General features: G+C 70.6%; 26 protein-coding genes. 16 read left to right on the top strand and 10 right to left on the bottom strand.

Translation table 11 applies throughout. The features are described 5' to 3' along the window. Positions 1-54: 54 nt before the first annotated feature. Both AB0G11_RS47605 and AB0G11_RS47600 read right to left on the bottom strand, forming a co-directional pair. Positions 55-1,329, bottom strand: a complete 1,275-nt coding sequence (locus tag AB0G11_RS47605) for a phytase (RefSeq protein ID WP_219517663.1) — start codon at positions 1,327-1,329, stop codon at positions 55-57. Positions 1,330-1,403: 74 nt separating this feature from the next. Continuing rightward, positions 1,404-2,570: an ABC transporter substrate-binding protein gene (locus AB0G11_RS47600; RefSeq protein ID WP_357593804.1), complete on the bottom strand. Its 1,167-nt coding sequence runs from the start codon at positions 2,568-2,570 to the stop codon at positions 1,404-1,406. A gap of 215 nt (positions 2,571-2,785) precedes the next feature. Between AB0G11_RS47600 and AB0G11_RS47595 the strand changes: the two genes are divergently transcribed. The 9 genes from AB0G11_RS47595 (at position 2,786) to AB0G11_RS47555 (ending at position 11,586) form a co-directional block, all read left to right on the top strand. After that, positions 2,786-3,631, top strand: coding sequence for a Gfo/Idh/MocA family oxidoreductase (locus AB0G11_RS47595; protein WP_357593802.1), 846 nt, complete (start codon positions 2,786-2,788; stop codon positions 3,629-3,631). Between the two features lie 33 nt (positions 3,632-3,664). Then, positions 3,665-4,546, top strand: a complete 882-nt coding sequence (locus tag AB0G11_RS47590) for a deoxyribose-phosphate aldolase (protein WP_357593800.1) — start codon at positions 3,665-3,667, stop codon at positions 4,544-4,546. Positions 4,547-4,652: 106 nt separating this feature from the next. Continuing rightward, positions 4,653-5,630, top strand: a complete 978-nt coding sequence (locus AB0G11_RS47585; RefSeq protein ID WP_357593798.1) for an inorganic phosphate transporter — start codon at positions 4,653-4,655, stop codon at positions 5,628-5,630. Beyond that, positions 5,627-6,283 (top strand): DUF47 family protein, encoded by a 657-nt coding sequence (locus tag AB0G11_RS47580; RefSeq protein ID WP_219517656.1) that lies wholly within the window; start codon positions 5,627-5,629, stop codon positions 6,281-6,283. The genes AB0G11_RS47585 and AB0G11_RS47580 overlap by 4 nt, the downstream gene beginning before the upstream one ends. Before the next feature lie 26 nt (positions 6,284-6,309). Beyond that, the gene (locus AB0G11_RS47575) at positions 6,310-8,151 is read left to right on the top strand and encodes an iron ABC transporter permease (protein WP_357593796.1); all 1,842 of its coding nucleotides are present in this window, start codon (positions 6,310-6,312) and stop codon (positions 8,149-8,151) included. Then, positions 8,152-9,249 carry an ABC transporter ATP-binding protein gene (locus AB0G11_RS47570; protein WP_357593795.1) on the top strand — a complete coding sequence of 366 codons (1,098 nt, stop codon included), beginning with the start codon at positions 8,152-8,154 and terminating at the stop codon, positions 9,247-9,249. It abuts the gene before it with no gap. Continuing rightward, positions 9,246-10,010 (top strand): HAD-IA family hydrolase, encoded by a 765-nt coding sequence (locus AB0G11_RS47565; RefSeq protein WP_357593793.1) that lies wholly within the window; start codon positions 9,246-9,248, stop codon positions 10,008-10,010. The genes AB0G11_RS47570 and AB0G11_RS47565 overlap by 4 nt, the downstream gene beginning before the upstream one ends. Next, entirely contained in the window at positions 10,001-10,804 is an 804-nt protein-coding gene (locus AB0G11_RS47560; RefSeq protein WP_219517652.1) for an inositol monophosphatase family protein, read from the top strand. Before AB0G11_RS47565 ends, AB0G11_RS47560 begins: the two co-directional genes overlap by 10 nt. Continuing rightward, complete coding sequence (locus tag AB0G11_RS47555; protein WP_357593791.1) at positions 10,801-11,586, top strand: Cof-type HAD-IIB family hydrolase; 786 nt, start codon at positions 10,801-10,803, stop codon at positions 11,584-11,586. The genes AB0G11_RS47560 and AB0G11_RS47555 overlap by 4 nt, the downstream gene beginning before the upstream one ends. 48 nt (positions 11,587-11,634) lie before the next feature. On the opposite strand, the gene AB0G11_RS47550 is transcribed toward AB0G11_RS47555, so the two are convergent. After that, positions 11,635-12,165: a hypothetical protein gene (locus AB0G11_RS47550; RefSeq protein ID WP_357593789.1), complete on the bottom strand. Its 531-nt coding sequence runs from the start codon at positions 12,163-12,165 to the stop codon at positions 11,635-11,637. Positions 12,166-12,228: 63 nt separating this feature from the next. Here AB0G11_RS47550 and AB0G11_RS47545 point away from each other — a divergent pair, with 63 nt between their 5' ends. Then, positions 12,229-12,687, top strand: coding sequence for a MarR family winged helix-turn-helix transcriptional regulator (locus AB0G11_RS47545; protein ID WP_357593787.1), 459 nt, complete (start codon positions 12,229-12,231; stop codon positions 12,685-12,687). A gap of 364 nt (positions 12,688-13,051) precedes the next feature. On the opposite strand, the gene AB0G11_RS47540 is transcribed toward AB0G11_RS47545, so the two are convergent. The 4 genes from AB0G11_RS47540 to AB0G11_RS47525 form a co-directional block, all read right to left on the bottom strand. Continuing rightward, complete coding sequence (locus tag AB0G11_RS47540; RefSeq protein WP_357593785.1) at positions 13,052-13,864, bottom strand: class I SAM-dependent methyltransferase; 813 nt, start codon at positions 13,862-13,864, stop codon at positions 13,052-13,054. Positions 13,865-13,873: 9 nt separating this feature from the next. After that, on the bottom strand, positions 13,874-14,329 hold the full coding sequence (locus AB0G11_RS47535) for a transcriptional regulator (RefSeq protein WP_219520053.1): 456 nt from the start codon (positions 14,327-14,329) through the stop codon (positions 13,874-13,876). A 33-nt stretch (positions 14,330-14,362) separates the two neighbouring features. Further along, entirely contained in the window at positions 14,363-15,292 is a 930-nt protein-coding gene (locus AB0G11_RS47530; protein WP_357593783.1) for an alpha/beta fold hydrolase, read from the bottom strand. A gap of 354 nt (positions 15,293-15,646) precedes the next feature. Next, a complete protein-coding gene (locus AB0G11_RS47525; RefSeq protein WP_219508614.1) occupies positions 15,647-16,105 on the bottom strand; it encodes a MarR family winged helix-turn-helix transcriptional regulator in 459 nt (152 codons plus the stop codon). A 123-nt stretch (positions 16,106-16,228) separates the two neighbouring features. Between AB0G11_RS47525 and AB0G11_RS47520 the strand changes: the two genes are divergently transcribed. From AB0G11_RS47520 to AB0G11_RS47505, 4 genes are all read left to right on the top strand, one after another. Continuing rightward, the gene (locus AB0G11_RS47520; protein WP_357593781.1) at positions 16,229-16,681 is read left to right on the top strand and encodes a hypothetical protein; all 453 of its coding nucleotides are present in this window, start codon (positions 16,229-16,231) and stop codon (positions 16,679-16,681) included. 97 nt (positions 16,682-16,778) lie between these two features. Continuing rightward, the gene (locus AB0G11_RS47515; RefSeq protein WP_357593779.1) at positions 16,779-18,365 is read left to right on the top strand and encodes an MFS transporter; all 1,587 of its coding nucleotides are present in this window, start codon (positions 16,779-16,781) and stop codon (positions 18,363-18,365) included. A gap of 29 nt (positions 18,366-18,394) precedes the next feature. Then, positions 18,395-19,816 carry an FAD-binding protein gene (locus tag AB0G11_RS47510; protein ID WP_357593777.1) on the top strand — a complete coding sequence of 474 codons (1,422 nt, stop codon included), beginning with the start codon at positions 18,395-18,397 and terminating at the stop codon, positions 19,814-19,816. 132 nt (positions 19,817-19,948) lie between these two features. Next, positions 19,949-20,968: an alpha/beta hydrolase gene (locus tag AB0G11_RS47505; RefSeq protein WP_357593775.1), complete on the top strand. Its 1,020-nt coding sequence runs from the start codon at positions 19,949-19,951 to the stop codon at positions 20,966-20,968. Between the two features lie 85 nt (positions 20,969-21,053). Here AB0G11_RS47505 and AB0G11_RS47500 read toward each other — a convergent pair whose 3' ends face one another. Then, a complete protein-coding gene (locus AB0G11_RS47500) occupies positions 21,054-21,644 on the bottom strand; it encodes a TetR/AcrR family transcriptional regulator (protein WP_357593773.1) in 591 nt (196 codons plus the stop codon). A 91-nt stretch (positions 21,645-21,735) separates the two neighbouring features. Here AB0G11_RS47500 and AB0G11_RS47495 point away from each other — a divergent pair, with 91 nt between their 5' ends. Further along, positions 21,736-23,157 (top strand): MFS transporter, encoded by a 1,422-nt coding sequence (locus AB0G11_RS47495; protein ID WP_357593771.1) that lies wholly within the window; start codon positions 21,736-21,738, stop codon positions 23,155-23,157. A 32-nt stretch (positions 23,158-23,189) separates the two neighbouring features. Beyond that, positions 23,190-24,140, top strand: coding sequence for an SDR family NAD(P)-dependent oxidoreductase (locus tag AB0G11_RS47490; RefSeq protein ID WP_357593769.1), 951 nt, complete (start codon positions 23,190-23,192; stop codon positions 24,138-24,140). A gap of 75 nt (positions 24,141-24,215) precedes the next feature. Here AB0G11_RS47490 and AB0G11_RS47485 read toward each other — a convergent pair whose 3' ends face one another. Both AB0G11_RS47485 and AB0G11_RS47480 read right to left on the bottom strand, forming a co-directional pair. Next, positions 24,216-25,385, bottom strand: coding sequence for an ATP-binding protein (locus tag AB0G11_RS47485; RefSeq protein WP_357593767.1), 1,170 nt, complete (start codon positions 25,383-25,385; stop codon positions 24,216-24,218). A 121-nt stretch (positions 25,386-25,506) separates the two neighbouring features. Continuing rightward, complete coding sequence (locus tag AB0G11_RS47480; protein WP_219508606.1) at positions 25,507-26,163, bottom strand: response regulator transcription factor; 657 nt, start codon at positions 26,161-26,163, stop codon at positions 25,507-25,509. Positions 26,164-26,219 lie beyond the last annotated feature (56 nt).

The raw sequence follows: 26,219 nt of genomic DNA, 5'->3' as shown, positions 1-26,219 counted from the left end.
TCCAGGCCGGACCCGGGCCTGGAGGTCGTGCGCCCCGTGCAAGCTCCGGGCTCGTCAGTCGCGCGGGTGCCAGCCGTCGGTGTCGACGTCGAGGCCGAGCTCGTCGGCGATGTCGTTCCAGTCGGCGTACTTGAAGTTGGTGTTCTCCCGGTCGGGAACCTCGGGGGTGTTGGCGCCGTCGTGGGCGATGAACAGACCGCTGTCGAAGTCGCCGAGCGGCACGTTGAGGACCATGGAGCCGTCACTGTGCTCCACGCCGTCGATGCCGTCGTCGGCGCCGACGCGGAACTGGCCGAGGTAGGCGTTGGCGCCTTCGCGCCGGTAGACGGCGAAGGTGTTGTCGCCCTGGCTGGAGGCGAGCAGGTAGCCCTTGCCGTCCTCCCGGTAGTAGATCGTCAGGCCTTCGGCGTCGGCCGACAGGTGGGCGCCGCCGTAGCCGGGGTCGGCGCCGGGCACGCACTCCTCGGTCTCGGGGTCGTACGTGCCGGGCACGCCGTACTCCTTGACCTTGTCGACCAGGACCGGGGCGCCGGTGAGGTCGGCGCGCATGCGCCAGATGCCGACGTCCTCCTGCGCGGCGTAGAGCACGTCGCGCTGCTGGTCGACGACCATGCCCTCGACCTGGGCGAGCTCGTCGGGCTCCATGCACGGCGTCCACGTGGCGCCGTTGGGCAGGGTGAAGGAGGCGGGCAGGTCGAGCGTGCGGACGGCCCGGTAGCTGACCTTGCCGCCGGCGGTGGCCACCAGCTTGAACAGGCCGATGGAGGTCTTGTGGCGGCGGCTGACCAGGGCGTAGGCGCCGGTGGCGTCTTTCCAGGTGGTCAGGCCGTAGCCGGTCTCCTGGTCGTTGACCTGTTCCTGGGTGGTGTTGAACAGGAACGGCACGGCCGGGTCGGTGACGTCGGTGAGGCGGCCGTCATCGACGGCGTAGAAGCGCAGGTGGTCGCGGCCTCGGTCGGAGACGACGGCCAGGTCCTTGCCGGCGAAGCCGTAGGCGATGTCGACGTTGTTGAAGCGGCCGTTCTCGTCGTCCGGGCCTGGCGCGGCGGGGGCGTCGATGTGCTGGGTCAGGTCGCCGTCGAGGTCGTAGACGTTCAGGCCGCCTTCCTTGGCGGTGGTGACGACGACGCTGTCCTCGTCGTCGTCGGGGTCGACCCAGATGGCGGGGTCGTCGCCGTTGGCGTTGCCGCCGGCCTCGTCGTCGAACAGGGCGGGCGTCTCGATCTTCGGGTCGATGGAGGGGATGCTCTGGCTGGAGGCGGGTGCGGCCAGGCTGCCCGTCAGCATGACGCTGAGGGCTGCCAGGAACAGGGGGCGGGCAGGACGCATTGTTCTCCTTGGGCAGGTGAGGGACTCTTCTTGCGGGGAGACGTCGCCAGGGCGAACGACCCAGTCCTATGGCTTCAGCGGTGGTTGAGCCGCCAGAAGTCGGACATGATCTGCCTGTTCTGCAGATCGGCCACCAGGGATCGGGGGTCGGTGTGGAAGAGCTGCCCCTTCCAGTCGCTCAGGCCGGCCGGGGCGACCAGCGGCTTGACGGTGCTGTTGCCGGAGATGCCGCCCTCGCCGATCTCGTGCTTGACGCCTTCCTCCGTCATGATGAAGTGCACGTACAGTTTGGCGGCGTTCGGATGCTTCGACTTGGCCGCGATGGCGACGTACTTGGGATAGCTGAATCCGGCGAAGGGTGCCATGCCCTCGCAGGTGGCCTGGGTATAGCCCTTGTCCTCGTTGTTGCGGAACTTCGAGATCGACATGAAGCCGATCTTCCTGTCGGTGGCGGCGGGCGCGCCGACGGCGCCGGAGGTGTCCTCGTCGGAGCCGGTGAGCACGGGCTCGTTGGCCGCCAGGCGCTTGATCCACTCGTAGGCGGCGCTCTTCTCCTCGGTCTTCAGCGGCTCGCCGTACTTGGCCTGGTAGGCCTGCTCCAGCGCCTGATTGCCATGTGAGTCGAGCTGGGTGAGGAACGACAGCACGGTCGGCTTGCCGAGCGGGTCCTGCATGACGACCTTGCCCGACCAGTCGCTTTCGGTGAGGTCCCAGATGTTCCCGACCGGGCAGCCGCCGGGGGAGAGCTTGGTGTTGTAGGCGAACACGGTGGCCTTCGACAGGGCACGCAGGGGGTTGCGGTCCTCGGGCAGGATCTGGTCCTGGAGGTCGGCGGGCACCCAGGTCCGCACGATGCCCTGCGGGATGAGCTGGCCCATCAGCACCCCGCCGTCCTCGTACATGGCGGCGTCGATGGTGACGTTGTCGGCGGCGTGCTCGCGGGTCATCTTCTCCGCGGTCTGCGGCGTGTCTGACTTCACGCCTTCCATCGCGATGCCGTACTTGGCGGTGAAGGCCTTGGCGACCTCCTCGATGTCGCCGCTGGAGTCGTAGACGAGCAGGCTGCCTTCCTTCTTGGCCGCTTCGACCAGCGCGTTCAGGTCGAAGGCGGCGTCGACGGAGGCTGAGGGCAGCGGTTCGGCCTCCGCGTTCAGGGTGCCGGCCTGGCCGCCGGTGGACGGTGCGCAGGCGGCCAGGGCCAGCAGGGCCGCAACGGTGACGATCTTCTTGGTACGCCGCATGATGGCGGTACTCCTCATGGCTCGCAGTGCCGTACGCGGCTCAGAGCCCCGACTGACGCCGCAGTGCGCACCACGATGAACGCGTAATTAATAGGTTGTCAAGACATATTTATGCCCAATCTTGAAAGAACGTCATCTCGTCAGAATGTCAGGACAAATCATTGACGTTCATCTCTCGTTCATCTAAGACTGAAGCTCCCGGCGAAGGAGACGATATGCGGGTCGGTTTGATAGGGCTTGGGCGAATTGGGTTATTTCATGCAGAAACGTTGACCCGCCTGGTCGACGACCTCGTCGTCGCCGATGCCGACCAGGATCACGCTGCGGAGGTGGCCGGTCGGCTCGGGAGCACCCTCGGCGACCCGTGGAGCGCGGACGCCCTGGTGATCGCGACCCCCACCTCGACCCACGCGGAGCTGCTCGTCAGGGCTTGCGAGCGGCGCATCCCGGTGTTCTGCGAGAAGCCGGCCGCGCCCACCGTGGCGGAGACGATCCGGGTGGCCGAGGCGGCCGAACGCGGCGGGGCCCTGGTCCACATCGGGTTCCAGCGGCGCTTCGACGCCGGGTTCGCCGCCGCGCGCCAGGCGCTGCTCGACGGCGAGCTCGGGGAGCTGCACCGGGTCCATCTCCTGACCGGTGACCCGCGCCCGCCGGCTCCCGAGTACGTCACGAGGTCGGGCGGCATCTTCCGCGACTGCCACATCCACGACTTCGACATCCTGCGCTGGGTGACCGGGCTGGAGGCCGACACGGTCTACGCCACCGGCGCCAACCGGGGCGAGCCGTTCTTCGCCGAGGCGGGTGACGTCGACACCAGCGCCGCCCTGATCACGATGGCCGACGGGACGCTGGTCACCCTGCAGGGCTCCCGGTACAACGGCGCCGGCTACGACGTGCGGATGGAACTGGCCGGGACCCGGGCCACCTGGGCCGTCGGGCTGGGCGAGCGGGACAGCCCCTGCACCGTGCGCGACGCGCTGGCCGCGTTGCACCTCGCGGAGGCGGCCGACCTGTCACGCCGCGACGGACGCCCTGTCCAGCTCGCGGAGGTGACCAAGTGAATCTCGCCGCCACCCGCTCCGAGGAGGAAGCGCATGCTTGAGGACGCCCTCTGCCGGCTGCGGGAGGACCGCGCCCGGCGGCCGGAGCGCGTGAGCGAACTGGCCGCCGGGCGGCGGCGCCGGCCGGTGCTGGCCGGTCGCGGCCAGCTCCTGATCGTGGCCGCCGACCACCCGGGCCGGGCCGCCCTCGGGGCGGGGGAGCGGCCGATGGCGATGGAGAGCCGGCTCGACCTGCTCGACCGGCTGATGACCGCGCTGGCGCGGCCCGGCGTGGACGGGTTGCTGGCGACGCCGGACGTCGTCGAGGATCTGCTGCTGCTCGGCGCGCTCGACGACAAGCTGGTCATCGGCTCGATGAACCGGGGCGGCATGCAGGGCTCGGTCTTCGAGTTCGACGACCGGTTCACCGCCTATGACGCGCCGTCGATCGCCGCGATGGGGCTGGACGGCGGCAAGATGCTGTGCCGGATCGCCCCGGAGGACCCGGCGACCGTACGCACCCTGGAGTCCTGCGGGCGGGCCGTCTCCGCGCTGGCGGGGCACGGCCTCATGGCCATGATCGAGCCCTTCTGGTCCAGGCACGTGGACGGTTCGGTCAGGCACGAGCTGTCGGCGGCGGCGATGGTGAAGGCGATCAGCGTGGTGCAGGCGCTCGGCACGACCTCGGCACGCACCTGGCTGAAGATCCCGGTGGTCGAGGACATGGAACGGGTGCTGGCGGCAACCACGCTGCCGACGCTGCTGCTGGGCGGCGACCCCGGACGGGCGGCCGGCGAGGCGTTCGCCGCCTGGGGCAAGGCCCTGCGCCTGCCCGGGGCCCGCGGCCTGGTCGTCGGCCGGGCCCTGCTCTACCCGCCAGGCGACGACGTGGCGGCGGCCGTCGACGCGGCGGCGAGCCTGCTGGAGCAGCCATGACCCCCGTCCCGCACGGGCGCGCCGTCCGGCCGGGGGAGTGGCGGGCCGATCCCGGGCGGAGGCCCCCGGCCGTACGGCTGTCGCGCGACCGGCGGCTGTACCGGTGATGTGGACCATCGCCTTCGCCGTCGCCGCGGTCCTGTTCGTGCTGGTCACCGGCGCCAACGACGGGGCGGCGCTGATCGGTCTCGGCCTGCGCTTCCCCAAGGCGCCCGGCTGGTTCACCGTCGGGCTGCTCGCCGGCGCGCTGATCGCCGTGCCGTACCTGCTCGGGGTCGCGGTGGCGGCCACCTTCACCGAGCGGCTGGCCGGGCTCGGCGCGGACGGCGGCGCGGCGGCGTTTCTCGCCGGCGTGGTGATCGCCGTCGGCGTGGTCGCGGTGCTGGCCGGGCGGGGCCTGCCGACGAGCCTGACGCTGGCCGTGGTCGGCGGCATCACCGGCGCCGGGTTCGGCGCCGGGCTGCCGGTGTCGCTGTCCGGGCTCGGCACGGTGCTGGCGGTCGGCGTGGCGGCGCCGCTGGCGGGAGTCCTGCTCGGCTACGTCATGGGCGCCGTGTCCCGCCGGGTGCCCAGCCACGGGCGCATGCCGCGGATCGTGCTGGCCGCCCACCTGCTGGCCTACGGCGCGCAATGCGTCGCCTACGCGGTCAACGACGGCCAGAAGATGCTGGCCGTCGTCAGCGTGGCAGTCGAGGTCGGCAGGCACGGGGTCGGCGGCATCGGCCCGGTTCACGTCGGCCCGGCGTGGATGGCGCTGCTCGTGGCGGTCTTCCTGGCCGGGGCGCTGACCAGCCTGCCCCGGGTGGGCGCGCGACTGGGCCGGGGGCTCGTCCTGGCCAGGCCGTTGCACGTGGTGTCGGCGGAGGCCGCCGCGGCCGGGGCCGTACTGGGCAGCTCGGTCCTCGGCGCGCCGGTGAGCATGACCCAGTCCGTCACGGCCGGCGTCGTCGGCGCGGCCGCCAGCGAGGGAGGCAAGAGGGTGCGGTGGCGCGGCGTGGCGACCGTGGGGATGGCCTGGGCGGTCACGCTGCCGTCGTCGATGGCCCTGGGCTGCCTGGCCGGACTGGCGGTGAGGTGGCTGTGAGCCGGCCGGGACGCGGGCGGCGCGGGCTCGCGCGGGTCTGGGACGAGCTGAGCGGCGGATCGGGCGGGCGCGTGATCAAGCTGGTCCAGGCGCAGATCGCCGCCGCCCGGGCGGGCGCACGGCTGGCGGGCGAGGTGGCCGCCGGGTCCGACCGGCCGCTGGCCCGCGCCCGGATGGCCGAGGTCGAGCACCAAGGCGACGCGGCGCGCGCCGAGCTGGTCGCGCTGCTGCGCCGGGTCCTGGTGACGCCCATCGACCGGGAGGACCTGTTCCGCCTGTCCCGCTGCATCGACGACGTGCTCGACCAGCTACGCGACTACGTGCGCGAGGCCGACATCTTCGGCCCGGGTGACCTCGGCTTCGCCGCCGAGCCGCTCCAGGCGCTGGCCGAGGGCCTGGACGAGCTCGAACGCGCGGTGACGCACATGGTGGACGACCCCGGCGCGGTCACCACCGCGGTGCTGGCCACGCGCAAGGCCAGGACGCGCATGCGGCAGCTACGCCAGTGCAGGCTCGGCGAGCTGTTCACCATGCCCCTGGACATGGACACCCTGCGCCGCCGCGAACTGCTCTCCCGCCTCGACGCCGTCGGCCAGCGTCTCGGGGAGGCGGCCGACGCCCTGGCCGACGCGATGCTCAAACGAAGCCATTGAGGCACGACCCCCCGAAGGAACCCATCATGGCTGTTCTCACCGAGCCGAAGCCGCCACCATCGACGCCCCCACCACGGCCTCCGAGACGGCGCAGGATGCTCTACCGCCTGCGCGTCCTGCGCCACGACCCGACCGCCGCGCTCGGCTTCATCCTCGTCGTCGTGCTGGCGTACATGGTCGTCGCCCCTCTCGTCGCGGTGCTGTCGGACGCCTTCCGGCTCCAGTACGGCGACCAGGCGCACGCGGGGCAGCAACCCGGCGAGTGGACCGGCTACTACCTGTGGCGGGTGTTCCGCTCGCAGGTGAGCGACCTGCTGTTCTGGGAGCCGCTGCTCAACACGCTGGTCATCTCGCTGGGCACGGTCGTGTTCGCGCTGGTCGTGGGCGGCGGCATGGCCTGGATGGTGACCCGTACCAACGTGCCGGGACGCACGTGGCTGGCCGGGGCGCTCGTGGTCCCGTACATGCTGCCCTCGTGGACCTTCTCGCTCGCCTGGCTCACCCTGTTCAAGAACGACCGGGCCGGCGGGCAGGCCGGCGTGCTGCAGGCCCAGGGGATCGCGACGCCGGACTGGCTCGCCTACGGGCCGCTGCCGATCGTCATCACGCTCGGCCTGCACTACTACCCCTTCGTCTTCCTGCTGGTCGGCAACGCGCTGCGGCGCATCGACGCGCAACTGGAGGACTCGGCCCGCATCCTGGGCGCGCCCCGCCGGGTGGTCATCCGCAGGATCGTCGCCCCGCTGATGCTGCCCGCGCTGTCGTCGGCCGTGCTGCTGGTCGTCGGGCGGGTGCTCGGCACGTTCGGCACGCCGTACGTGCTGGGACTGCCGGCCGACTACCGGGTGCTCTCCACCGGCCTGTACCAGTCGATCCGTGACCGCAGCACCGGGGTCGCCTCGGTGCTGACCGCCGTCATCGTGCTCATCGGCGTACTGATCGTCCTCACCGACGCACGGCTGTTGCGCGAGCACCGCCGGTTCGTCACCGTGGGCGGCAAGGGCGCCATGGACCGGCTGAGCGATCTGCGCAGATGGCGCTGGCCCGCCTTCGCGCTGGGCGGGGTCGTCTTCGTGGCGAGCGTCCTGGTGCCGATCCTGACGCTGCTCCTGTCGTCGCTCACCCGGACCCCGATGGACCTGTCGACCTTCACCCTGAGCTACTGGTTCGCCGAGAGCCTGCCCGGGGCGGTCGGGTTCCCGCACGGCGTCTTCCGCGGCGCCGAACTGTGGACCGCGGCCTGGAACTCGCTGCGCATCGTCGGCATCGCCTCGCTGATCTGCGCCGTCGCCGGGCTGCTCATCGGGTACGTGGTGGTGCGCGGCTCGGCGCCCCGCGTCGCCGCGTTCCTGCGGCAGGTCTCGTTCCTGCCCTACCTCATCCCCGGCATCGCGTTCGCGGCCGCGTCGCTGTCGCTGTTCGCGGTCGCCCGCGGCCCGGTGCCCGCCCTGTACGGGACCACGTTCCTGCTCATCCTCGTCATGGCGGTGACACATCTGCCCTACAGCTCCCGCTCCGGCATCGCGGCGATGACGCAACTCGGCCGCGAACCGGAAGAGGCCGCCCAGATCGCCGGCGCCTCCTGGTGGCAACGCATGCGGCGGATCGTCTTCCCCATCCAGAAGGGGGCGCTGGTCACCGGGATCGTGCTCCCGTTCATCTCCGGGCTCAAGGAGCTGAGCATCGTGATCATGCTGACCACGACCGGCACGGAACTTCTCACCACGCTGTCGATCGGCCTGGTCGACTACGGCTACACCCAGCTCGCCAATGCGGTCGTGCTCGTGATCGCGCTCGTCTCCTTCACCATGACGTACCTGACCCAGAGGCTGACCAAGAGCAGTCTCGCGTCCGGCCTGGGAGGATAGATGCCCACCATCGTCCTGAGCGGAATCGCCAAGCGCTACGGCGGCGGCGACCACGCGGTCAAGAACCTCGACCTGGTCGTCCCGGACGGCGCCTTCATGTGCCTGCTGGGCCCGTCAGGGTGCGGCAAGACCACCACCCTGCGCATGATCGCCGGACTGGAGCAGCCGACGGCCGGCTCCATCACCGTCGGCGACCGCGTCCTCGACTCCGTGGAGAAGGGCCTGTACGTCCCGCCGGAGAAACGCGGGATGGGACTGGTCTTCCAGAGTTACGCCCTGTGGCCGCACCTGTCGGTACGCGCGAACGTGGAGTTCGGGCTGCGCATGCGCAAGGTGCCCGCGCCGGAACGCCGCTCCCGCGCCGAGGCGGCGCTGGAGATGGTGCACGTCTCCGACGCGATGGACCGCTACCCCTCGCAGCTTTCCGGCGGCCAGCAGCAGCGGGTCGCGCTGGCCCGCATGCTCGCCGTCGACCCGGCGGTGCTGCTGCTCGACGAGCCGCTGTCCAACCTCGACGCCCGGCTGCGGCTGGAGATGCGCGCCGAGCTCAAGCGCATCCACGAGGAGTCGGGGGCGACGATCGTCTTCGTCACCCACGACCAGCTGGAGGCGCTGACCATGGCCACCCACGTGGCGGTCATGAACCAGGGCGAGCTCCAGCAGCTCGCGCCCCCCATGGAGGTGTACGCCCGCCCGGCCAACCGGTTCGTCGCCGAGTTCGTCGGCAGCCCGGCGATGGCCCTCGTCGACGTCGGCCCGGCGCCGGCCGGGCTGGGGCGCTCCTTGCTGGCGCACAGCCGCGAGAGGCATGGGGCCGGCGGCCCGGCCGCGTTCGGCATCCGCCCGGAGGCGCTGCGCCTCGGCACGCCGCCCCCCGGCGCCTGGTCCGAACCCGCCACCGTCGAGGCCGTGCTCCCGGCCGGCGCCTCCTGGACGGTACGGCTGCGCGTCCTGGACACCGAGCTGTTCGCCGTCACCCACAGCCCCGTCGAGGCGGCGCCCGGCGACACCGTCACCTGCTGGACCGATCAGCTCCACCTGTTCGGCGCCGACGGCCTGCGCATCCAGGACCGGGACACGGCGGAGGCCCGCGCATGATCGTGCCCGAGGCCCTGCTGCTCGACTTCGGCGGCGTGGTGGCCGAGACCGTCAAACGCCCGGCGTGGGCCGCCGAGCTGGCCGCCGAGGTGCACGCGATGCTGGAGCGCGCCGGGTTCGGCGGGTTGAGCGTCGCCGAGATCGAGACCGACATCCGCGCGGGCGCCCGGGCCGACTCCTGCTGGAAGGACTCCACCTCCCGGCAGTACGCCCCGGCGGAGATGACGCATCGCCGCTTCTGGGCGGAGTTCGTCGCGACCGACTGGCCGGAGCAGGCCCGCGAACTGGTGACCGTGGAGGCGAGCCCGCTATGCCGCCTGATGGGCGAACGGCGCCGCGAGCGCACGCTCCGCCCCGGCGTCAAGGAGCTCCTGGCCGCCTGCTGGGAGCGCGGCGTGCGACCGGCCGTGGTGAGCAACGCCCTGTGCGGCCTGGTGCACCGGGACTTCCTGGCCCGCGAGGGCCTGGCGGGGCAGCTCGCCGTGCAGGTCTACAGCGACGAAGCCGGGGTGCGCAAGCCGAACCCTGAGCTGATCCACATCGCCTGCCGGGCCCTGGGCGTGGCGCCCGGACGGGTCTGGTACGTCGGGGACAACCACGACCGTGACGTCGTCTGCGGCGTCCGTGCCGGAGCCGGTGCGACGGTGCTGATGCGGTCGCGCAGCACGGAGAAGATCCCCTACCAGGTGCGGCAGACCCCGCACGCCACCGTCGACGACCCCATCGGCCTGCTGAGACTGCTGGAGAACACATGGACCTGACCACCTCACGCGCTCTGGCCGCCATCGCGGCGGAGGCCGCCAGGGCCGTCGGCGACCGCCTGCGCACGGCATTCCGGTCCAGCCCGGAGGTGGCGACCAAACGCGACTTCCACGACCCCGTGACCGAGCACGACAAGGCGGCCGAGGAGGAGATCCGCGAGGTGCTGGCCCGTCGCTGCCCGGACAGCGTCGTGGTGGGCGAGGAGGGCGGCACCCGGGGATCAGGAGCGATCAGCTGGTACGTCGACCCGATCGACGGCACCGCCAACTTCGCCGCCGGCCTCCCGTTCTTCTGCACCTCGATCGGCGCGGTCGTGGACGGCGAGGTGGTGGCGGGCGTCGTGTACGACCCGGTCCGAGACGACGAGTTCACCGCCTGGCTGGGCGGCGCGGAGTGCAACGGCGAGCCGATCCGCAGCGCCGGGGCGCGCACCGACCGGGAGGCCGTCCTGCTGTCCAGCTACCCGACCCCGCGCGACCTGGCCGAGGAGGGGGAGGAGGCGCTGCATCGCTTCGCCCGCATGGTCAACGCCTTCGCCAGCACCCGCCGCCCCGGCAGCGCCGCGCTCAAGCTCGCGCACGTCGCCGCGGGCTGGTCCGACGTCGCCTACGGCACGCACGTCAACGCCTGGGACGTCGCCGCCGGCTCCCTTCTGGTACGGCAGGCGGGCGGCACCTACCTGCCCCTGTCGGGCAGCGTCTTCACCCCGGGCGGCTACCTGGCCTGCGTCGGCGGCTTCGACCTCGACGGCTCGGTCATGGCCGAGGTCGCCGCAGCCGGGAGGCAGCCGTGATCCGCTGGATCGTCACCGACCTCGACGGCACCCTGGTCGGCCGCGACCTGGCCATGGTGCCCGCGAGCCGCGACGCCCTGCGCCGTTTCCGCGCGGCGGGCGGGCAGGTCGTCATCGCCACCGGACGCATGGAGCGCTCTGCCCTTCCGTACTACGAAGAGCTCGCTCTCGACGGCCCGGCCATCCTCTACAACGGCGCCCGCACCGTCGACCTGGCCACCGGCACGGTGGTGCGCTCACGCTGCCTGCCGGCCGCCGCGTGGAAGGCGCTGATCGACGTCTTCGACGACGTCACCCCGGGGGCGTACCCCGTGGTGTTCTCCGGCGGCCGGGCCTACGCCGTGGACGACGTGCCCGAACTGCGGGACTACGCCCGGCGCGACCGCATCGAGCTGGCCGACCCCGGCTCCTGGACGGCGCTGCCGGCCGACGAGGTCACCAAGTGCATGCTGATCGGCGACCGGCTGCCCCGCGTGCGTGTCGCGGGGACGACCACGGTGCTGTCCGAGGACACGTACCTGGAGATCCTTCCGCAGGGGGTGAGCAAGGGCCTGGCCCTGCGTGAGCTGGCCGAGGAGCGGGGCGTGGCGACGGCGGAGATCGCCGCCGTCGGCGACAACCCGAACGACCTCGACATGATCGAGCTCGCCGGGATCGGCGCGGCGGTGGGTGACGGCCACCCCGCCGTCCGCTCCGCCGCCGACGTGGTCGTCCGTCCGTGCGCGGACGGTGCGGTGGCGCAGCTCGTGGAGCTGGCCTTCCAACGCAACGGCTGGTCGTGAGGGAGACACATCGACGACGCGCTCGCCGGACTGTGGGCGTGCCGCGCGTCAGGCCGGCGCCGGGCCGGCCGGTGCCGCCAGGTGCGTGGGCTCGTCGCGGTGGAAGATCGCCAGGAGGCCGAACCAGACCAGGATCATGATCCCGGCCGGGCGCAGGAACTCCTCGGCGAGAACGGTGCCGACGAAGGAGTAGCCGGCGAGCCAGACGCCGGTGACGACGCCGACCACCCGGACCGGCCAGGAACGGCTGACCACGGAGCTCGCCACGATCCAGACCCCGGCGAGGACGTGGCCGCCGAGCCTGACCGCCCAGGCCGTGTCGTACTCGACCCCGTTGATCATGAGGATGCCGGCGAGCACGTCGAGCGCCACCCAGCCGTAGCCTGCTGCTTTGGCCCAGGGCGCCGCCTCCAGGCGCGAGACCAGAAAGAGGATCGAGAGGTGGAAGAAGACGCCCAGGTATTCTCCCCACGCGACGTCCGGGTCGGTGAAGAAGGCGATCACGGCTGGGAGGAACAGCACGAGGGGGAGTAGCGCCACGAGGCGCAGGCTGGCGTAGTGCCGCCGAGGATCGAGCATCAGGGAAGTCCTTGCACATCGAAGTATGTGGTCGGGACGAACACTAGGAAGTAGACTGTTGATATGTCAACACTTGGCCCGGGTGAGGCGACCGAGCTGTGGCTGCGGTGGAAGCGCGCCCATGAGCTGGTCCGCGCCGCCGTCATCGCCGAAACCACGGCGGCGTCCGGAGTCTCCGAGCCCGAACTGGGCGTCCTGGTCTGCCTGCACGAGTCCGGCGGCAGCCTGCGGCAGAACGCCCTCGCCGCCACCCTCGGCTGGGATCGGACGCGGCTGTCGCACCTGCTGACCCGGATGGCCGACCGCGGCTACGTGGCCCGCGACAAAGTTCCGAACGGGGTGGAGGTCACGCTGTGCCCGGCAGGCAGGCGCGTCATCGACACGACGTTGCCGACGCTGGAAACGGCCACCCGATGCCACCTGCTGGACCGGCTCGGCCCGGACGACGCCAAGACGCTCAAGGCTCTCATCGACCGCCTCCTGTCGAGCGAAGAGGCGGCGGCGGAGACCAGCGCCGGGTAGGGGAAGTGTCCTCGCCCATCAAACCGGGTCGCGCGCCCGATTCAAACCAAGCCGGTCGTCCGGGGTGTTGCCGTGACGTGCCCTCAGGCTCGTCCGGGCCCAGGAGGGAGCCACCGGGCCGGCCGCGCCGAGCCGCCGAACCAGGCAGCGGAAGAGGGGGCCACCAGGAGAACCACGGCTGCCACGGTCTTAGAAATCTACAATGTAAAGGCGTCGGGTAGTTGCAAATCCACCGCCCACCACAAACAAACGGGCTTCGCCCGTACATTCTCCAACCAACCGAGCCCTTCCGTTGCACGGCGGGTTCGGCTGTCTCTACGCCGTGCAACGACCGCTGCCACCGCCGGGGAGATGGGGCACGCGCTCAGAACCGGTAGCGGAGAATGCGTGCCCCTTGCCGAGACAAGGCCGTGCTGCGGGCGGTGAGACGGGTCAGCTCGCGCAGGGGTTGCGGGAACCGGGCTGTTTCCGGAGCGCGGGTGAGGATCTGCTCCTCGATCAGCTCGAGGCCGGCGTCCCAGGACTCGGGTTCGTGTGGGTCGTCGAAGCCCTGGGCGGCTTTGATGCCGAGCGCCTTGATGGTCGGGTGGTACTTCATGGCCCAGGCGGCGAAGCGGGTGTAGCCGTTGAGCGCGAGTTCGCCCGCAGGGAAGTGGCCGGTCAGCGCGCGGGTCATCGTTCGGAAGGAGTCGCCGGGCATGAAGGGGAGCAGCCCTTCGGCGACGATCATCGCCGGCCGGTCACCGGGGATGGCTGTGAGCCAGTCGGAGCCGGTGAGGTCGGCTCCGACCAGGTGGGAACGGCCGGGCAGGCATTCGGATCGCAGGTCCACCACTTCCGGGAAGTCGATGTCGTACCAGTCGACGCCGGGCGGGGGATCGCAGCGGAACATCCTGGTGTCCAGGCCGCAGCCCAGGTCGAGCACCACACATCCGGGATGAGCGGCGACGTAGGCGCGGACGTCGTCGTCGAGCTTCTTGGCGCGCAGTGCCGTGGTGAGGACGAGGTTGGGCTTGACTTTCAGCTTGCCGAAGTCGTAGTCGATTCTGCGGGCCAGTTCGGCGGAGAGCGTGTCGCCGAGGATGGGGCTGGGCCGCCCGGCGTCCAGGGCTCTGGCGTGGAGCGTGAGCAGCAGCGTTTCCTGGATCAGCCCGAGCTTGGGTTGCCAGCGGTGCATGGGGGTTCCTTAACGGCGTAGCGGATGACGGGCTGCGAGGTTCTGTAGCCACGTCAGGGAGTCGTGGGCGGCTTTGATGCGCTCGGTGCGGTGTCCCTCGCCGCCCGCGATGTCGAGTCCTTCGTCGGCGATCTCGCCGAACGCGCTCAGGCTTTCGAGTTTGCGCTGGATGACCTTCTGCCAGGCGTCGTCTTCGATGCGGTAGTAGGAGACGCGGTCGCCGGGTCTTCTCACCTTCTTGACCAGGCCGATGGCCGTGAGGAAGCGCATGTTCGAGGTGAGTGAGGCCCGGCTGGCCTGGATCACGTCCGCGATCTGGCCGGCGGATTGCTCGGCCGGATCGCAGATCATGAGCCAGCCGAGGATGCGTCCGGTGATGGGCGGCAGCCCCCACTCTTCGACGCAGAAGGCGGCTACCCGTTCCACCCAGCGGAGCAGCCGGTCCTGCTGTTCCTCAGTGCTCATGGTCGCGTCCTCCGTTGTTGATCGTGTGCCGGTTCACTGTGTCATGGCGGCCACCGACTCGTAGGTCGGTGTCGGGGTGATGTCCGCGAGCCGGGTTCTGCGCAGGTAGAGGTCGAACCAGTCGATTGCGAGCGCCATCGCCTCTTCCAGGCCGGGGCCGGTGTAGAGCCCGAGCACGTCGTAGGGGAGCACTGCGAGCCGCTTGGGCTCGCCCGCCTTGGCGAAGGCGCTTTGCGCCTCCTCGAGCATGTGGTAGGGGTCCCAGCCGCCGTTGGCGATCATCAGTAGCGGCGTCGGCGTGAGCCGGTGGATGAGGTTCTCCGGTGCGAAGGTGAGCAGGTGCTCGGCTGAGTCGAGGGTCTTCTCGTTGCGGTAGGTGGGAAACAGGCGGGTGGACATGTCCGGGGTGTCCTTCACGCTGTCGCCCTCCAGGGTCAGGTGCGGTACGCGAGCGCTCTGCCCGCCTTCGTAGCGCCGTTGCCAGTCCTGTTGTAGTTGGTCGCGCAGCGCGTGGACGCCGGCACGGCCCAGGAGGCGTTCCAGGTATCGCCATCCGTTCCACACGCTGGGGCTCTGTACGACGACGCACTTGATGCGCCGATCGAGCACGGCGGCTTGGGCTGCCACCGAGCCGCCGATGCTCACCCCCCACACCCCGATCCGCTCCGGCTGCACTTCGGGGCGGGTCTGCAGGTAGGACACGGCGCTGCGGAAGTCCTGCACCTGCCGTTCCGGGTAGTCCTGGCCGCGTGGTTCGCCTTCGCTGGAGCCGACCGTGCGGTAGTCGATGGCCAGCACCGCGAAGCCGGCCTTGACGAAGTGCGGGGCGAAGAACGCCAGCGCCTCTTTGACCATCACCCCGCTGTGCCCGAGCACCAGCCCGGGGACGGTGTCGCTCGTCTCGGGCAGGTAGAGATCTCCCGCGCAGCGGGTGCCGGCGCTGTTGAAGGTCACGTGTTCCATGGCTCTCCGTACTGTTGGCTAGTTATTTCAAACATGACTGAAATAGCTAGCAAAATCAATCTGGAAGGCTACGCAGGGGAGAGGTGGTGCCCGCCACTGACGCCGGCGCATCGCGGCATCAACGAGTGACAGGGAATCCGTATTGCCCGTCATACACGCCGGGCCGCAGGCGCGTCCGCCCAGCTCGACGCTCGCCGGAGCGGGGCCGAATCTGTGTGAGCTGTCACATCAGCTCGGTGGCTCAGTTCTGTGGGCATCAGGACCGAGGCGTACGGGCCAGCGCCACCTCATCCCGCGAAGCGCACTACAAGCCCTGGGGCGCTGGCACTTGTCATCGACAGAACCGGCCGCCCTTTAGTTGTGCTTGTCGCCGTGGTGATCGGCCAAACGGGTGAGCAGGTTGATCAGGTTCTGCCGGTCGGCCGCGGACAGCGGGGCGAGGTATTCGTCCTGGGCGGCGGCGAGCAGCCGGTCAAGGTCGGCAAGTTGCCTTCGGCCTGCCGGGGTGATGGTGATGATGTTGCGGCGGCGGTCTTCCGGGTCGGGTGCGCGCTCGAGGAGTTGCCGTTCGGCGAGGTCGTTGACGGTCGCCACCATGTCGCTGCGATCGATGCCGGTGCGGCGGCCGAGGGCGGCCTGGCTGGCCGGGCCGTACTCCTCCAGGGTGGCAAGCAGGGAGTAGTGGTGGCGCCGGATGCCGGCCTGGGCGAACGCCCGATCCACGATCCGGTTGGCGATCAATGCCGCACCGTAGGTCAGCCTGCTCGGCAGCGCGCGCAGCCGCTCCGGCGGCGGCCCCTCGGGAGTGTCCACGAGCCAAATCTAGCAAATTGTTGGCAGGACCCACGACTATATGTAATGTTGGCCAAACCAACGTTGGTCTCACCCATGTTGGCTTGGCCAACATTTGTCTTCATGGCGCTGAGGAGCTCAGACATGACCACCATCGCACAGCCGGCCAGGCCCGCCTTCGGCCCCCAGGTCATCGGCCAGACCGAGAAGGCTCTCAACACCCTCTTGGAGCGACAGCTGGCCGGGACCAGCATCACCGAACCCCAGTGGGTGACGCTGACGCTGACCGTGGTCAGCGACGGAACTCTGTCCGGCGATGCTCTGGCCGAGCGAATCTCCCACTCCTTGAAGGTCGACCAGGCCACGGCACACCAGCGCATCGTCGAACTGACGGCCGCGAACCTGGTCCGCACCAGCCAGGACGGCATCGTCGAAGCGACCGAGGACGGCAAGGCCCAGTGGAACCAGGTCCGCGCCGCCATCGCCCGGATCACCGAAAAGCTGTGGGGCGACCTGCCGGAGGAGGAATTGGCCACCGCCGGCCGCGTCCTGAACACCGTCCTGTCCCGCGCGAACACGCTGCTGTCCGCCGCCTGAGATCCGCTCCAGCGCACCCGCCACGTCGCTGGACGGCGCTCGGCACCGTGGCCACCGGCCACACCTCAACCTTCAACCACCAGACAAGGAGATTCCGTTGAGTACCGATGTCGGTACGGCGGCCGCACCGCGGGCGACCCGAAGAGAATGGCTGGGGCTGGCGGTCCTCGCGCTTCCCACCATGTTGATCGCCATGGACCTGACCGTCCTGCATCTGGCACTGCCCGCCCTCACCGCCGACCTGCGGCCCAGCAACGCCGAATTGCTGTGGATCGTGGACATCTACGGGTTCCTCACCGCCGGCTTCCTCATCACCATGGGCGCGATCGGGGACAGGATCGGCCGCCGGCGGCTGCTGATGATCGGCGCGTTCGCGTTCGGGGTGGCCTCGGTGCTCTCGGCATTCGCGGTCAACGCGGCGATGCTCATCGCCGCCCGGGCGCTCCTCGGCCTCGCGGGCGCCACACTGATGCCTTCCACGCTCTCCCTGATCCGGATCATGTTCACCGACCCCAAGCAGCGAGGTGCCGCGATCGGGGCCTGGACCGGCTTCTTCGGCCTCGGCACGGTCATCGGGCCCCTGGTCGGCGGTACGTTCCTTGAGCTGTTCCAGTGGGGCTCGGTCTTCCTGCTCGGCGTCCCGATCATGCTGCTGCTGATCGGGTTCGGCCCGATCGTGCTGCCGGAGTACCGGGACGAGTCGGTCTCCCGCCCGGACTTCATCAGCGCGATCATGTCCATCGTCGGCGTCCTTGCCCTGATCTTCGGTCTCAAGCGGATCGCCGAGGACGGCCTGCGCCCGGAGTCGGGCATCGCCATCGTCGCCGGCCTGGCGCTGGGGGCGCTCTTCATCTCTCGCCAGCGGCGGATCGAGCAGCCACTGGTTGACCTCTCGCTGTTCCAGAACAAACTGTTCGGATCGGCCCTTGGCATGCTCGTCCTGGGGACCCTGATCTCCGGGGGCTCGCAGTTCTTTGTCCTGCAGTACCTGCAGCTGGTGTGCGAGCTGTCCCCGATCGAGGCCGGGCTCTGGTCGATGCCCACCACCATCGCGGTCATGATCGGCGCCATGGGGGCCCCTGCCCTGGCGAGCCGCATGAAGCTGAGCACGCTGCTCGCCGGCGGCCTGGTGGTCGCGGCGCTCGGCATGGTGGTGCTGGCCCAGCTCAGTGGTCCCTCCGGCCTGTATGTCGCAGTGATAGGCGCGGCCGTCATCGGACTCGGGCTCGGGCCGATGATCTCGCTGGGCACCGGGCTGATCGTGGGAGCCGCACCGCCCGAGCGGGCCGGTGCCGCCTCTGCGATCGCCTCGACCGGCACCGACCTCGGCGCCTCGATGGGCATCGCCGTGATCGGCAGCATCGGCTTCGTGGTGTACCGGGCGAACCTGACCGGCAAGCTCCCCGAGGGGCTGCCCGACGCCGTCGTCAAGACGGCCGAGGACACCCTGGCCGCCGCGGTCGACGCCGCCCGCACATTGCCGGTCGGCGACGGAGCCCGGCTGTTGTCGGTGGCCCGTGAGGCATTTGTGTACGGCCTGCAGGCGACCGCGGTCGTCGGTGCGGTGCTCGCTGCCCTGCTGGCTGTAGCCGCCGTGATCCTGCTGCGCGACGCGCGGATGCCGGCCCCTCCGTCGCCCGCGGAAACCAGCGACCAGACGAACCTCCTTCGAGAAGGCACATGAGTGACATGCCTGAAAGGCGGATGATTGACATGCTGCATACGAACGCAGCGGTCGACCGGCGCGACCTGGTGAGCCTGCGCGAGCTGATCCGGGGGCGTACGCTCCACCCCGGTGACGAGGGCTTCGAGGAGGCCGGCTCCGGCTGGTTGCTGACGGTCGAGCACCGGCCCGCGGTGGTCGTGGTCGCCGCGGACGCCGATGACGTGGCCGCCGCCGTCCGGTTCGCGGCGGAGGCAGGGTTCCCGGTTGCGGTGCAGTCGACCGGGCACGGCAAGTCGGTGCCGGCGGACGGCGCCGTGTTCATCGCCACCGGACAGCTGCGCGAGCTGTCGGTGGACCCGCGTGCCCGCACGGCACGGATCGGAGCCGGCCTGCGGTGGGGCGAGGTGCTCGCCGCGGCGGCCGAGCACGGTCTCGCGCCGCTGTGCGGCTCATCCGCTCAGGTCGGGGTGATGGGCTACCTGACCGGTGGCGGGCTCCCGCTGACCGGCCGCACGTACGGCTTCGCCGCCGACCACGTCCGCTCGCTCGACATCGTCACCGCCGACGGCCTGCTGCGCACGGTTTCGCCTGCCCAGGAGCCCGACCTGTTCTGGGCGGTGCGGGGCGGCAAGAGCAATTTCGGTGTCGTGGTCGCGGCCGAGATCGAGTTGCTGCCGCTGCGCACCGTCTACGGCGGTGAGCTCTGGTATCCGGGGGAGGATCCCACGCACGCCGCCCACGTGCTCGGCTCCTATTTGGCCTGGGCCAAGGAGCAGCCGGAGGAGATGTCGTCCTCGGTGACACTGATGCGCCTGCCTGATGCGCCGCAACTGCCCGAGGAGTTCCGCGGCCGCTCGTTCATACAGATCCGGGTGGTCTACACCGGGGGCGAGGAGCAAGGCGCGCGGCTGGTGGAGCCGTTGCGCGCGCTCGGCCCGGAAGACAAGGACAACTGCGCCGCGCTGCCGTACACGCAGATCACCGAGATCTATCAGGATCCCAGGAACCCGGTCTCGGCGCACCTGCGCAGCGCATTGCTCCGCGAACTCGACGACGAGGCCGTGGCCGAGTTGGTCTCGTTCATCGACCCGTCGAATTCCGGGGGCCCGTTCCCCGGCATCGAGCTACGTCACCTGGGCGGGGCGCTGAACCGGCTGCCCGGCCGCCCGCACGCGGTCAGCACCCAGGGCGCGGCCTTCCACCTGTGGCTGCGGATGCCGGCGCCTGCCGAGCGAGCCGAGGCGGCGCGCACGGCCGCCGACGAGGTGCTGGAACGGCTCCGGCCGTGGGACACCGGCGCCATGCTCCCGGGGTTCCTGTTCGACCACGACTCCGCTCCCGAGCGGGTCAGGCGCGCCTACACCGAGGCGAGCCACCAGCGGCTGAGCACGCTGAAGGCGACTTACGACCCGAACCAGCTCTTCCGCATCAACCACAACATCCCGCCGTCGGGTCCCGGCACTTCCTGACGCAGAGCGTCTCCGTCACCGGTGGCGGCGCGCACCGCCACCACGAGCACGGTCGCCACCCCGTCACCGCCCCGTCGCCGCCGGTGATCGCTCAGCAACTCTTCATGTCCGTCCGGTCGGAAAGGCCTCTTCATGAACATCGACCAGTCTCCTGTGCAGCCAACCGCCACCCCGGTCGGTACGCCGCCGCCCTTCGACCCGGAGCTCGACGCCGCGCTGACCGTGCTGCGCCGGCAGATCCCCACCACGGTCCCGTCCCTGGACATGATCCCGGCACTTCGGCGGCAGGCCGCGGAATGGGCCCCGCCTCCCAGCAACGAGCAGATCAGCCGGGACGGCGCCTTCGTCGTCACGGAGCGGACCGCTCCTGGTCCCGCTGACGCACCCGAGATCCCCCTGCTGATCTGCCGGCCCGCCGAGGCCGCCACCCCGGTAGCCGCCGTGTACTACATCCACGGCGGAGGGATGATCGGCGGAACCCACCGTATGATCGGCGTGGACCCCCTCCTGGACATGGCGACGGAGTTGGGCCTGGCCGTGGTGTCGGTGGACTACCGGCTCGCCCCCGAGCACCCGCATCCCGCCCCCGTGGAGGACTGCTACGCCGGCCTGCTCTGGACCGTGGAACACGCCGCAGACCTCGGCATCGACCCATCTCGTCTCCTGGTGGCAGGGCCCAGCGCGGGCGGTGGTCTCGCCGCGGCAGTGGTCCTGCTGGCCCGCGATCGGAAGGGACCGGCGCTGGCCGGTCAGCTGTTGAACTGCCCCATGCTCGACGACCGCAACAACACCCCGTCCTCACTTCAGATGGCCGGCATCGACGTCTGGGACCACGCACGCAACGAGATGGGCTGGACCGCGCTGCTCGGCGAGCAGCGCGGCGGTCTCGACGTGTCCCCCCACGCCGCCCCGGCCCGCGCCACCGACCTGTCCGGGCTGCCCCCTGCGTTCATCGACGTCGGCTCCGCCGAAACCTTCCGGGACGAGGGGGTCACCTACGCCACCCGCATCTGGCAAGCCGGCGGCAAGGCTGAACTGCACGTCTGGCCGGGCGGCTTCCACGGGTTCGATGTGATGGTCCCCCAAGCCGTGCTCTCCCAGGATGCGAAGACGGCACGGCTGCGCTGGCTACGCCGCACGCTCGCCCTGTGACAACCCTCGCCGAGGCGGACGTAGTGGCTGAGACCGGTCTGCCGTCCTTTCAGCAGGGTCCGCTGGGTCGGCGGGGTGGGGCTGGTCAGGGTTTGCCGGGGGATTCGGGCCAGCCGTGTTCGAGAAGGTCGAAGATGGCGTTGAGCGCGGCCAGGGGGTCGGGTTCGGTGCCTGCGAGTTCGGGGATCTCCAGGACGTAGCGGGCCAGCGCGCGGATGGTCATGTCGGAGGGGTCGCGGCCGCTCTCGGTGGCGATCGCCTCGGCGAGGGCTTCTTCGCAGGCGATCCAGAGCTTGCGTGAGTATTCCCGCAGGGCGGGCGTGTTGACGATCAGGTCGCGTTTGTGCCGTAGTTCGGGTGGGAGGTCGTCGGTGAAGGGGCCTCGGGCTGCCATGCTGCGGCGCAGGGCTTCCAGTACGGACTGGCCGGGGGGCCGGTCGTGGACCGCGGCGGTCAGCCAGAGGCGTCGTTCGGAGCCGTCGTCGAAGATCAGTGCTTCTTTGCCGTCGGGTACGTGCGCGAACAGGGTGGCGATGGAGACGTCTGCTTCGTCGGCGATCTGGGCGACGGTGACGCCGTCGTAGCCGTGCTCGCTGAAGAGCCGGAGTGCGGCCTCCGACAGTGCCTGGCGGGTCTGTGCCTTCTTGCGCTCGCGGCGTCCCATCGTCGTCGGCATGTCTCCATCGTACCGTAACCTGAAACGCCTCTGAATCTATAATGGTTATAGTTTCAGAGTCAGTTCAGGTTTTCGCGAACGGAGATGTGTCATGGCAATCCCCGCAACCGCCGGCCCGCCGGCGACCGCGTCCACGCGCCGCATGTGGGCGATCCTGGGGCTGGTGCTGCTCGCCGACGCCCTCGACATGATCGACGCCACGGTCACCAACATCGCCGCGCCCACGATCGCCGCCGAACTGCACGGCGGCGAGGGCCTGATCAAGTGGCTCGGGTCGGCGTACATGCTCGCCATGGGCGTCCTGCTCGTGGTCGGCGGGCGGCTGGGCGACAAGTACGGCCAGCGCAGGCTGTTTCTCGTGGGCATGAGCGGCTTCACGATCGCCTCGGCCGTGGCGGGACTCTCGCCCGACCCCGCCCTGCTGATCCTGGCCCGTGGCGCACAAGGCGCGTTCGGCGCGCTGCTGATCCCGCAAGGCATGGCGATCATGACGAAGACGTTCTCGCGTGACATGCTCACCAAGGCGTTCGCGTTGTTCGGGCCCCTGCTGGGGGCCGCCTCGGTCGGCGGCCCTATCCTGGCCGGGTTCGTGATCGACGCCGACCTCGCCGGGTTGTCGTGGCGCCCGATCTTCCTGGTCAACCTGGTGCTCGGCGGCCTCGGCCTGGTCCTGGCCGTCCGGCTGCTGCCGCACGACGACGGCGACGCCGCCACCGGCGTGGACGGGGTGGGCTCCGGGCTGCTCGCCGCCGCCATGTTCGGGCTGCTCCTGGGGCTGGTCGAGGGGTCGGACAACGGCTGGACCGCCGTCCCGATCCTCTCGGTCGCCGCCGGCCTGGTGTTCCTGGCCGCCTTCGCCCGCCGCCAGCGCACCGCTGCAGACCCGCTGCTCAAGCCGTCCCTGCTGCGCAACCGCGGCTTCAGCTCCGGGCTGCTCGTCGGCCTGATCGTCTTCGCGGCCACCACCGGGCTGGTCTACGTCCTGTCGCTGTTCATGCAGCAGGAGCTGCACGCCTCGGCCCGGGACGCCTCCCTGGGGCTGTTGCCGATGACCGTCGGCATCATCGTGGCCTCGGGGGCGTGCATGGCGCTGATCAGGAGGCTGGGGCGTACGCTCATCTTCTTCGGCCTGGCCGTCATCCTGGCCGGCTGCGGCTGGCTGCTCGTCCTGGTCGCGGCCTCGGGCACGGACCTGAGCCTGTGGGCCCTCTCGCCGGCTGTCTTCCTCACGGGCCTGGGGATGGGCGCCTGCTACGGCACGATCTTCGACGTCGCGATCGGCGACATCGATCCCGGCGAGGCCGGCAGCGCCAGCGGTTCCCTGTCGGCGATCCAGCAACTGGCGGCCGGGGCCGGCTCGGCCGCCGTCACGTCGGTCTTCTTCCAGGCGGCCGGCTCCGGCTTCGGCTCCGCCATGACGGCCAGCCTCGTCGTCGTCGTGGCCCTGACCGCCGTCACCGTCCCGGCCGTGACCCTGATGCCCAGACGAGCGCCGGCTGAACTCCAGCACTGACCCAGACGCGATCAACGTAAGGAGCCCGGACGGTGTCCTTCCTCCACAGCCCTGCCCCCTGGGACGTACGGCGCCTGCCACGTGCCGAGGGCAAGAACTTCCTCGTCACGGGCGGCAACGCGGGCATCGGCTACTTCGTCGCCGAACAAATGGCCGGCACCGGCGCCACGGTCGTCCTCGCCTGCCGTGACACCGCCAAGGCCGAGGCCGCGCGGGTCTCGATCCGCGCCCGCGTCCCGGGTGCGCGCGTCCGTCACATCCGCCTGGATCTCGCCGACCTCCCCTCGCTCAAGGCCTGCGCGGACGCCCTGGCGCTGGAGAGGCTGGACGCGGTCGTCTGCAACGCCGGCGTGCTGCTCGACGAGCCGCCACGGCGCGAGAGCGGGGACGGCAACGAGCTGATGTTCGCCACCAACCATCTGGGGCACTTCGCGCTGATCTCGTGGCTCGCACCCCTGCTTGCGGCTGCACCCGCCGGCCGCGTCGTCACCACAGGCAGCTTCACGGCGAAATCCGAGAGCCTGGACCTCGACGATCTCCAGAGCATGCGCGACTACCGGCCGAAGCGCACCTACGTACGGTCCAAGCTCGCGCAGATGCTCTTCGGCTTCGAACTCGACCGCCGCCTGCGCGCCGCCGGCAGCACGACGCTGAGCGTGGTCACCCACCCCGGCGGCGCGCTCGACTCCCTCACCCCCTCACGTCCGCCGGTCCGCGTCCGAACGGTCGGCGAACGACTGCGCGGCCTGCCGGCCGGTCTGCTCTTGCAGAGCAAGGAGGCCGCCGCCTGGCCCGCCGTCCGGGCCGTCCTCGACCCGTCCGTACGCGGTGGCCAGCTCTGGGGGCCTCGGGTGTTCGGGATCCGTGGCCTGCCTACCCTCGAACCCGTCCGAGGTCACCTGGCCGACCCCGTACTGGCGGCGCGTCTGTGGGCCGCGTCCGCCGACCTGACCGACCTCGACCCGGGCGCGAACCTGAGCTGAGGAGACAGTCATTTCGGTGGTTCCGTCCGAAGTCCTCGGGTTCTTCTCGCAACCCCGCGCACTGTGGACGCCTCCTCACGTCACGCCGGAGGCCCGGGGTTCTGGTGCGGCGGCGTTGCGGGTGGCGGAGGCGGGGAGGCTGGCGGTGACCGAGAAGCCGCCCTCGCCGTCGTGTCCCGCGCTGAAGGTGCCGCCGAGCAGGGTCACCCGGCGGTCGAGCCCGGTCAGGCCCATTCCTGAGCCGGCTCTGGTCAGCGAGGGATCGGCGCTCCGCCGGGGCGGCGCGTTGCGTACCTCGACGTCGGCCCGGTCGCCGGGGTAGGAGATGGTGACCGTGACCGGTGCTCCGGGGGCGTGTTTGCGGGCGTTGGTCAGCGACTCCTGCACCACCCGGTAGACGGCCCGGGCCACGACGGCGGGCACCGTGTCGGGGTCGCCCTCGACGTGCAGGGCCGCGTGGTCGGCTGCCGCGAGTGCGGCGAGGTCGCCGCCGGTGTCGCTCTGGGGACGCCCGGCGGGGGCGGGCCGGGCCCCTGTGGTGACCACACGCATGAGATCACGCAGCTCGGTGAGGGTGCGCGTGCCGGCTCGCCGGATCTGCTCAGCCGCCGTACGGGCGTCGTCGTCGCGGGTGGTGACGCGGAGGGCGTCGGCGTGCAGCACGATCTCCGTGACGTGGTGGGTGACGATGTCGTGCAGGTCGGCGGCCAGGCGCTGCCGCTCTGCGGTCTCGGCGCGCTCGGCGAGCAGGCGGCGTTCGGAGTCGGCCAGCTCGGCCCGCTTGCGCAGTGATCGCACCAGCTCGTGCCGGGCCCTCAGGTACAGGGCGCCCAGCGCGGGCAGGGCGGTGGACGACAGCGCTTCGTACAGGTTTCCCCACGAGGGAGCCCAGATCGGGATCACCGGGAGCGCGAGGACGGCGGCGAAGGCGAACGCCTGGTGCCAGGGCAGCAGGGTGACCAGGAAGGACACCACGACCGGGGTTGCCACGGGTGTCGTGATCGGGCTGGTCTGCGCTGCCACCGCCTCCGGCGTCAGGCCGGCCCCGAGAGCGAGCACCGTCGTGACCACGACGGCCAGTGCTCCTACCGTCCGCGGGAGGCGGACGACCAGCGGCAAGGACGCGTTGAGCAGGAGGTTCAGGGCGAGCCCGGCGAGTGAGCCGGGGCCGCGGCCGTCCCCGCTCGTGGTGTACAGGACGATCTGGACGACGGCGCAGAGGATGGCCGCGCCGATGGCGGCCATGAGCATGATTCTTCGATCGCGGACGATGAGTTCCGGCCAGCGGGACAGTGTGTGCACAGCGGGGTACCTCGGAAGGCCGCCGTGGTGTCGCCCGTGGCGGCCGGGTGGTCGCGGGTCGTGTTCAGGCGGGCTCGTCGAGGAGTCCGGCCTGGTGGGCGAGCAGGGCCGCTTGCGTCCGGTGGGTGAGGTCGAGCTTGGCCAGGAGGCGGGAGACGTAGCTGCGGACGGTCGTCTCCGACAGGAACAGCCGCCGGGCGATCTCGGGATTGGTGAGTCCTTCACCGAGGCAGGCCAGCACCTCGCGTTCGCGCTCGGCCAGCGTGGCGATCCGCGATCGGGCGGCGTCGCGCCGCTCGTCGCCTCTGGAGGACTGGGCGATCAGTCTGCGCGCCGCGCTCGGGGACATCACGACGTTCCCGTCGGCGGCGACCTTGACCAGGTTGAGCAGCTCCTCGGCCGGGGTGGCCTTCACCAGGAAGCCCGCGGCTCCGGCCTCCAGGGCGCCGAGGACGTGCTCGTCGGAGTCGAACGTGGTGAGCGCGACAACCGCGGGCGGCGCGGCCAGCGCGGTGATCTCCTTCGTCGCAGTGATCCCGTCGACGCCCGGCATCCTGAGGTCCATCAGTACCACGTCGGGCTGGTTGCGCAGGACCTCCTCGACCGCTTCTGCCCCGTCTTGTGCCTCGCCGACCACGTCGAGCTCCGTGCTGGAGCCGAGGATGGTCTTGAGATGCCGGCGGACCATCGGGTCGTCATCGGCGAGCAGAATCCTGATCATGTCTGCTGAGTCTGCCATCCGCCCTGGCGGGCCGTGGTGCCCGGGCCCGGGCACCA

It is taken from the genome of Nonomuraea sp. NPDC023979 (genome assembly GCF_040639085.1).
Classification (GTDB): domain Bacteria; phylum Actinomycetota; class Actinomycetes; order Streptosporangiales; family Streptosporangiaceae; genus Nonomuraea; species Nonomuraea ceibae.
This window is presented reverse-complemented; position numbering and strand designations above follow the sequence as displayed.

Bases quoted from the DNA above. Each gene is read 5' to 3' on its own strand.
- AB0G11_RS47605 (WP_219517663.1), bottom strand. From the start codon at position 1,329: ATGCGTCCTGCCCGCCCCCTGTTCCTGGCAGCCCTCAGCGTCATGCTG.
- AB0G11_RS47600 (WP_357593804.1), bottom strand. From the start codon at position 2,570: ATGCGGCGTACCAAGAAGATCGTCACCGTTGCGGCCCTGCTGGCCCTG.
- AB0G11_RS47595 (WP_357593802.1), top strand. From the start codon at position 2,786: ATGCGGGTCGGTTTGATAGGGCTTGGGCGAATTGGGTTATTTCATGCA.
- AB0G11_RS47590 (WP_357593800.1), top strand. From the start codon at position 3,665: ATGCTTGAGGACGCCCTCTGCCGGCTGCGGGAGGACCGCGCCCGGCGG.
- AB0G11_RS47585 (WP_357593798.1), top strand. From the start codon at position 4,653: ATGTGGACCATCGCCTTCGCCGTCGCCGCGGTCCTGTTCGTGCTGGTC.
- AB0G11_RS47575 (WP_357593796.1), top strand. From the start codon at position 6,310: ATGGCTGTTCTCACCGAGCCGAAGCCGCCACCATCGACGCCCCCACCA.
- AB0G11_RS47570 (WP_357593795.1), top strand. From the start codon at position 8,152: ATGCCCACCATCGTCCTGAGCGGAATCGCCAAGCGCTACGGCGGCGGC.
- AB0G11_RS47565 (WP_357593793.1), top strand. From the start codon at position 9,246: ATGATCGTGCCCGAGGCCCTGCTGCTCGACTTCGGCGGCGTGGTGGCC.
- AB0G11_RS47560 (WP_219517652.1), top strand. From the start codon at position 10,001: ATGGACCTGACCACCTCACGCGCTCTGGCCGCCATCGCGGCGGAGGCC.
- AB0G11_RS47550 (WP_357593789.1), bottom strand. From the start codon at position 12,165: ATGCTCGATCCTCGGCGGCACTACGCCAGCCTGCGCCTCGTGGCGCTA.
- AB0G11_RS47545 (WP_357593787.1), top strand. From the start codon at position 12,229: ATGTCAACACTTGGCCCGGGTGAGGCGACCGAGCTGTGGCTGCGGTGG.
- AB0G11_RS47540 (WP_357593785.1), bottom strand. From the start codon at position 13,864: ATGCACCGCTGGCAACCCAAGCTCGGGCTGATCCAGGAAACGCTGCTG.
- AB0G11_RS47535 (WP_219520053.1), bottom strand. From the start codon at position 14,329: ATGAGCACTGAGGAACAGCAGGACCGGCTGCTCCGCTGGGTGGAACGG.
- AB0G11_RS47530 (WP_357593783.1), bottom strand. From the start codon at position 15,292: ATGGAACACGTGACCTTCAACAGCGCCGGCACCCGCTGCGCGGGAGAT.
- AB0G11_RS47520 (WP_357593781.1), top strand. From the start codon at position 16,229: ATGACCACCATCGCACAGCCGGCCAGGCCCGCCTTCGGCCCCCAGGTC.
- AB0G11_RS47510 (WP_357593777.1), top strand. From the start codon at position 18,395: ATGCTGCATACGAACGCAGCGGTCGACCGGCGCGACCTGGTGAGCCTG.
- AB0G11_RS47505 (WP_357593775.1), top strand. From the start codon at position 19,949: ATGAACATCGACCAGTCTCCTGTGCAGCCAACCGCCACCCCGGTCGGT.
- AB0G11_RS47500 (WP_357593773.1), bottom strand. From the start codon at position 21,644: ATGCCGACGACGATGGGACGCCGCGAGCGCAAGAAGGCACAGACCCGC.
- AB0G11_RS47495 (WP_357593771.1), top strand. From the start codon at position 21,736: ATGGCAATCCCCGCAACCGCCGGCCCGCCGGCGACCGCGTCCACGCGC.
- AB0G11_RS47485 (WP_357593767.1), bottom strand. From the start codon at position 25,385: ATGGCCGCCATCGGCGCGGCCATCCTCTGCGCCGTCGTCCAGATCGTC.
- AB0G11_RS47480 (WP_219508606.1), bottom strand. From the start codon at position 26,163: ATGATCAGGATTCTGCTCGCCGATGACGACCCGATGGTCCGCCGGCAT.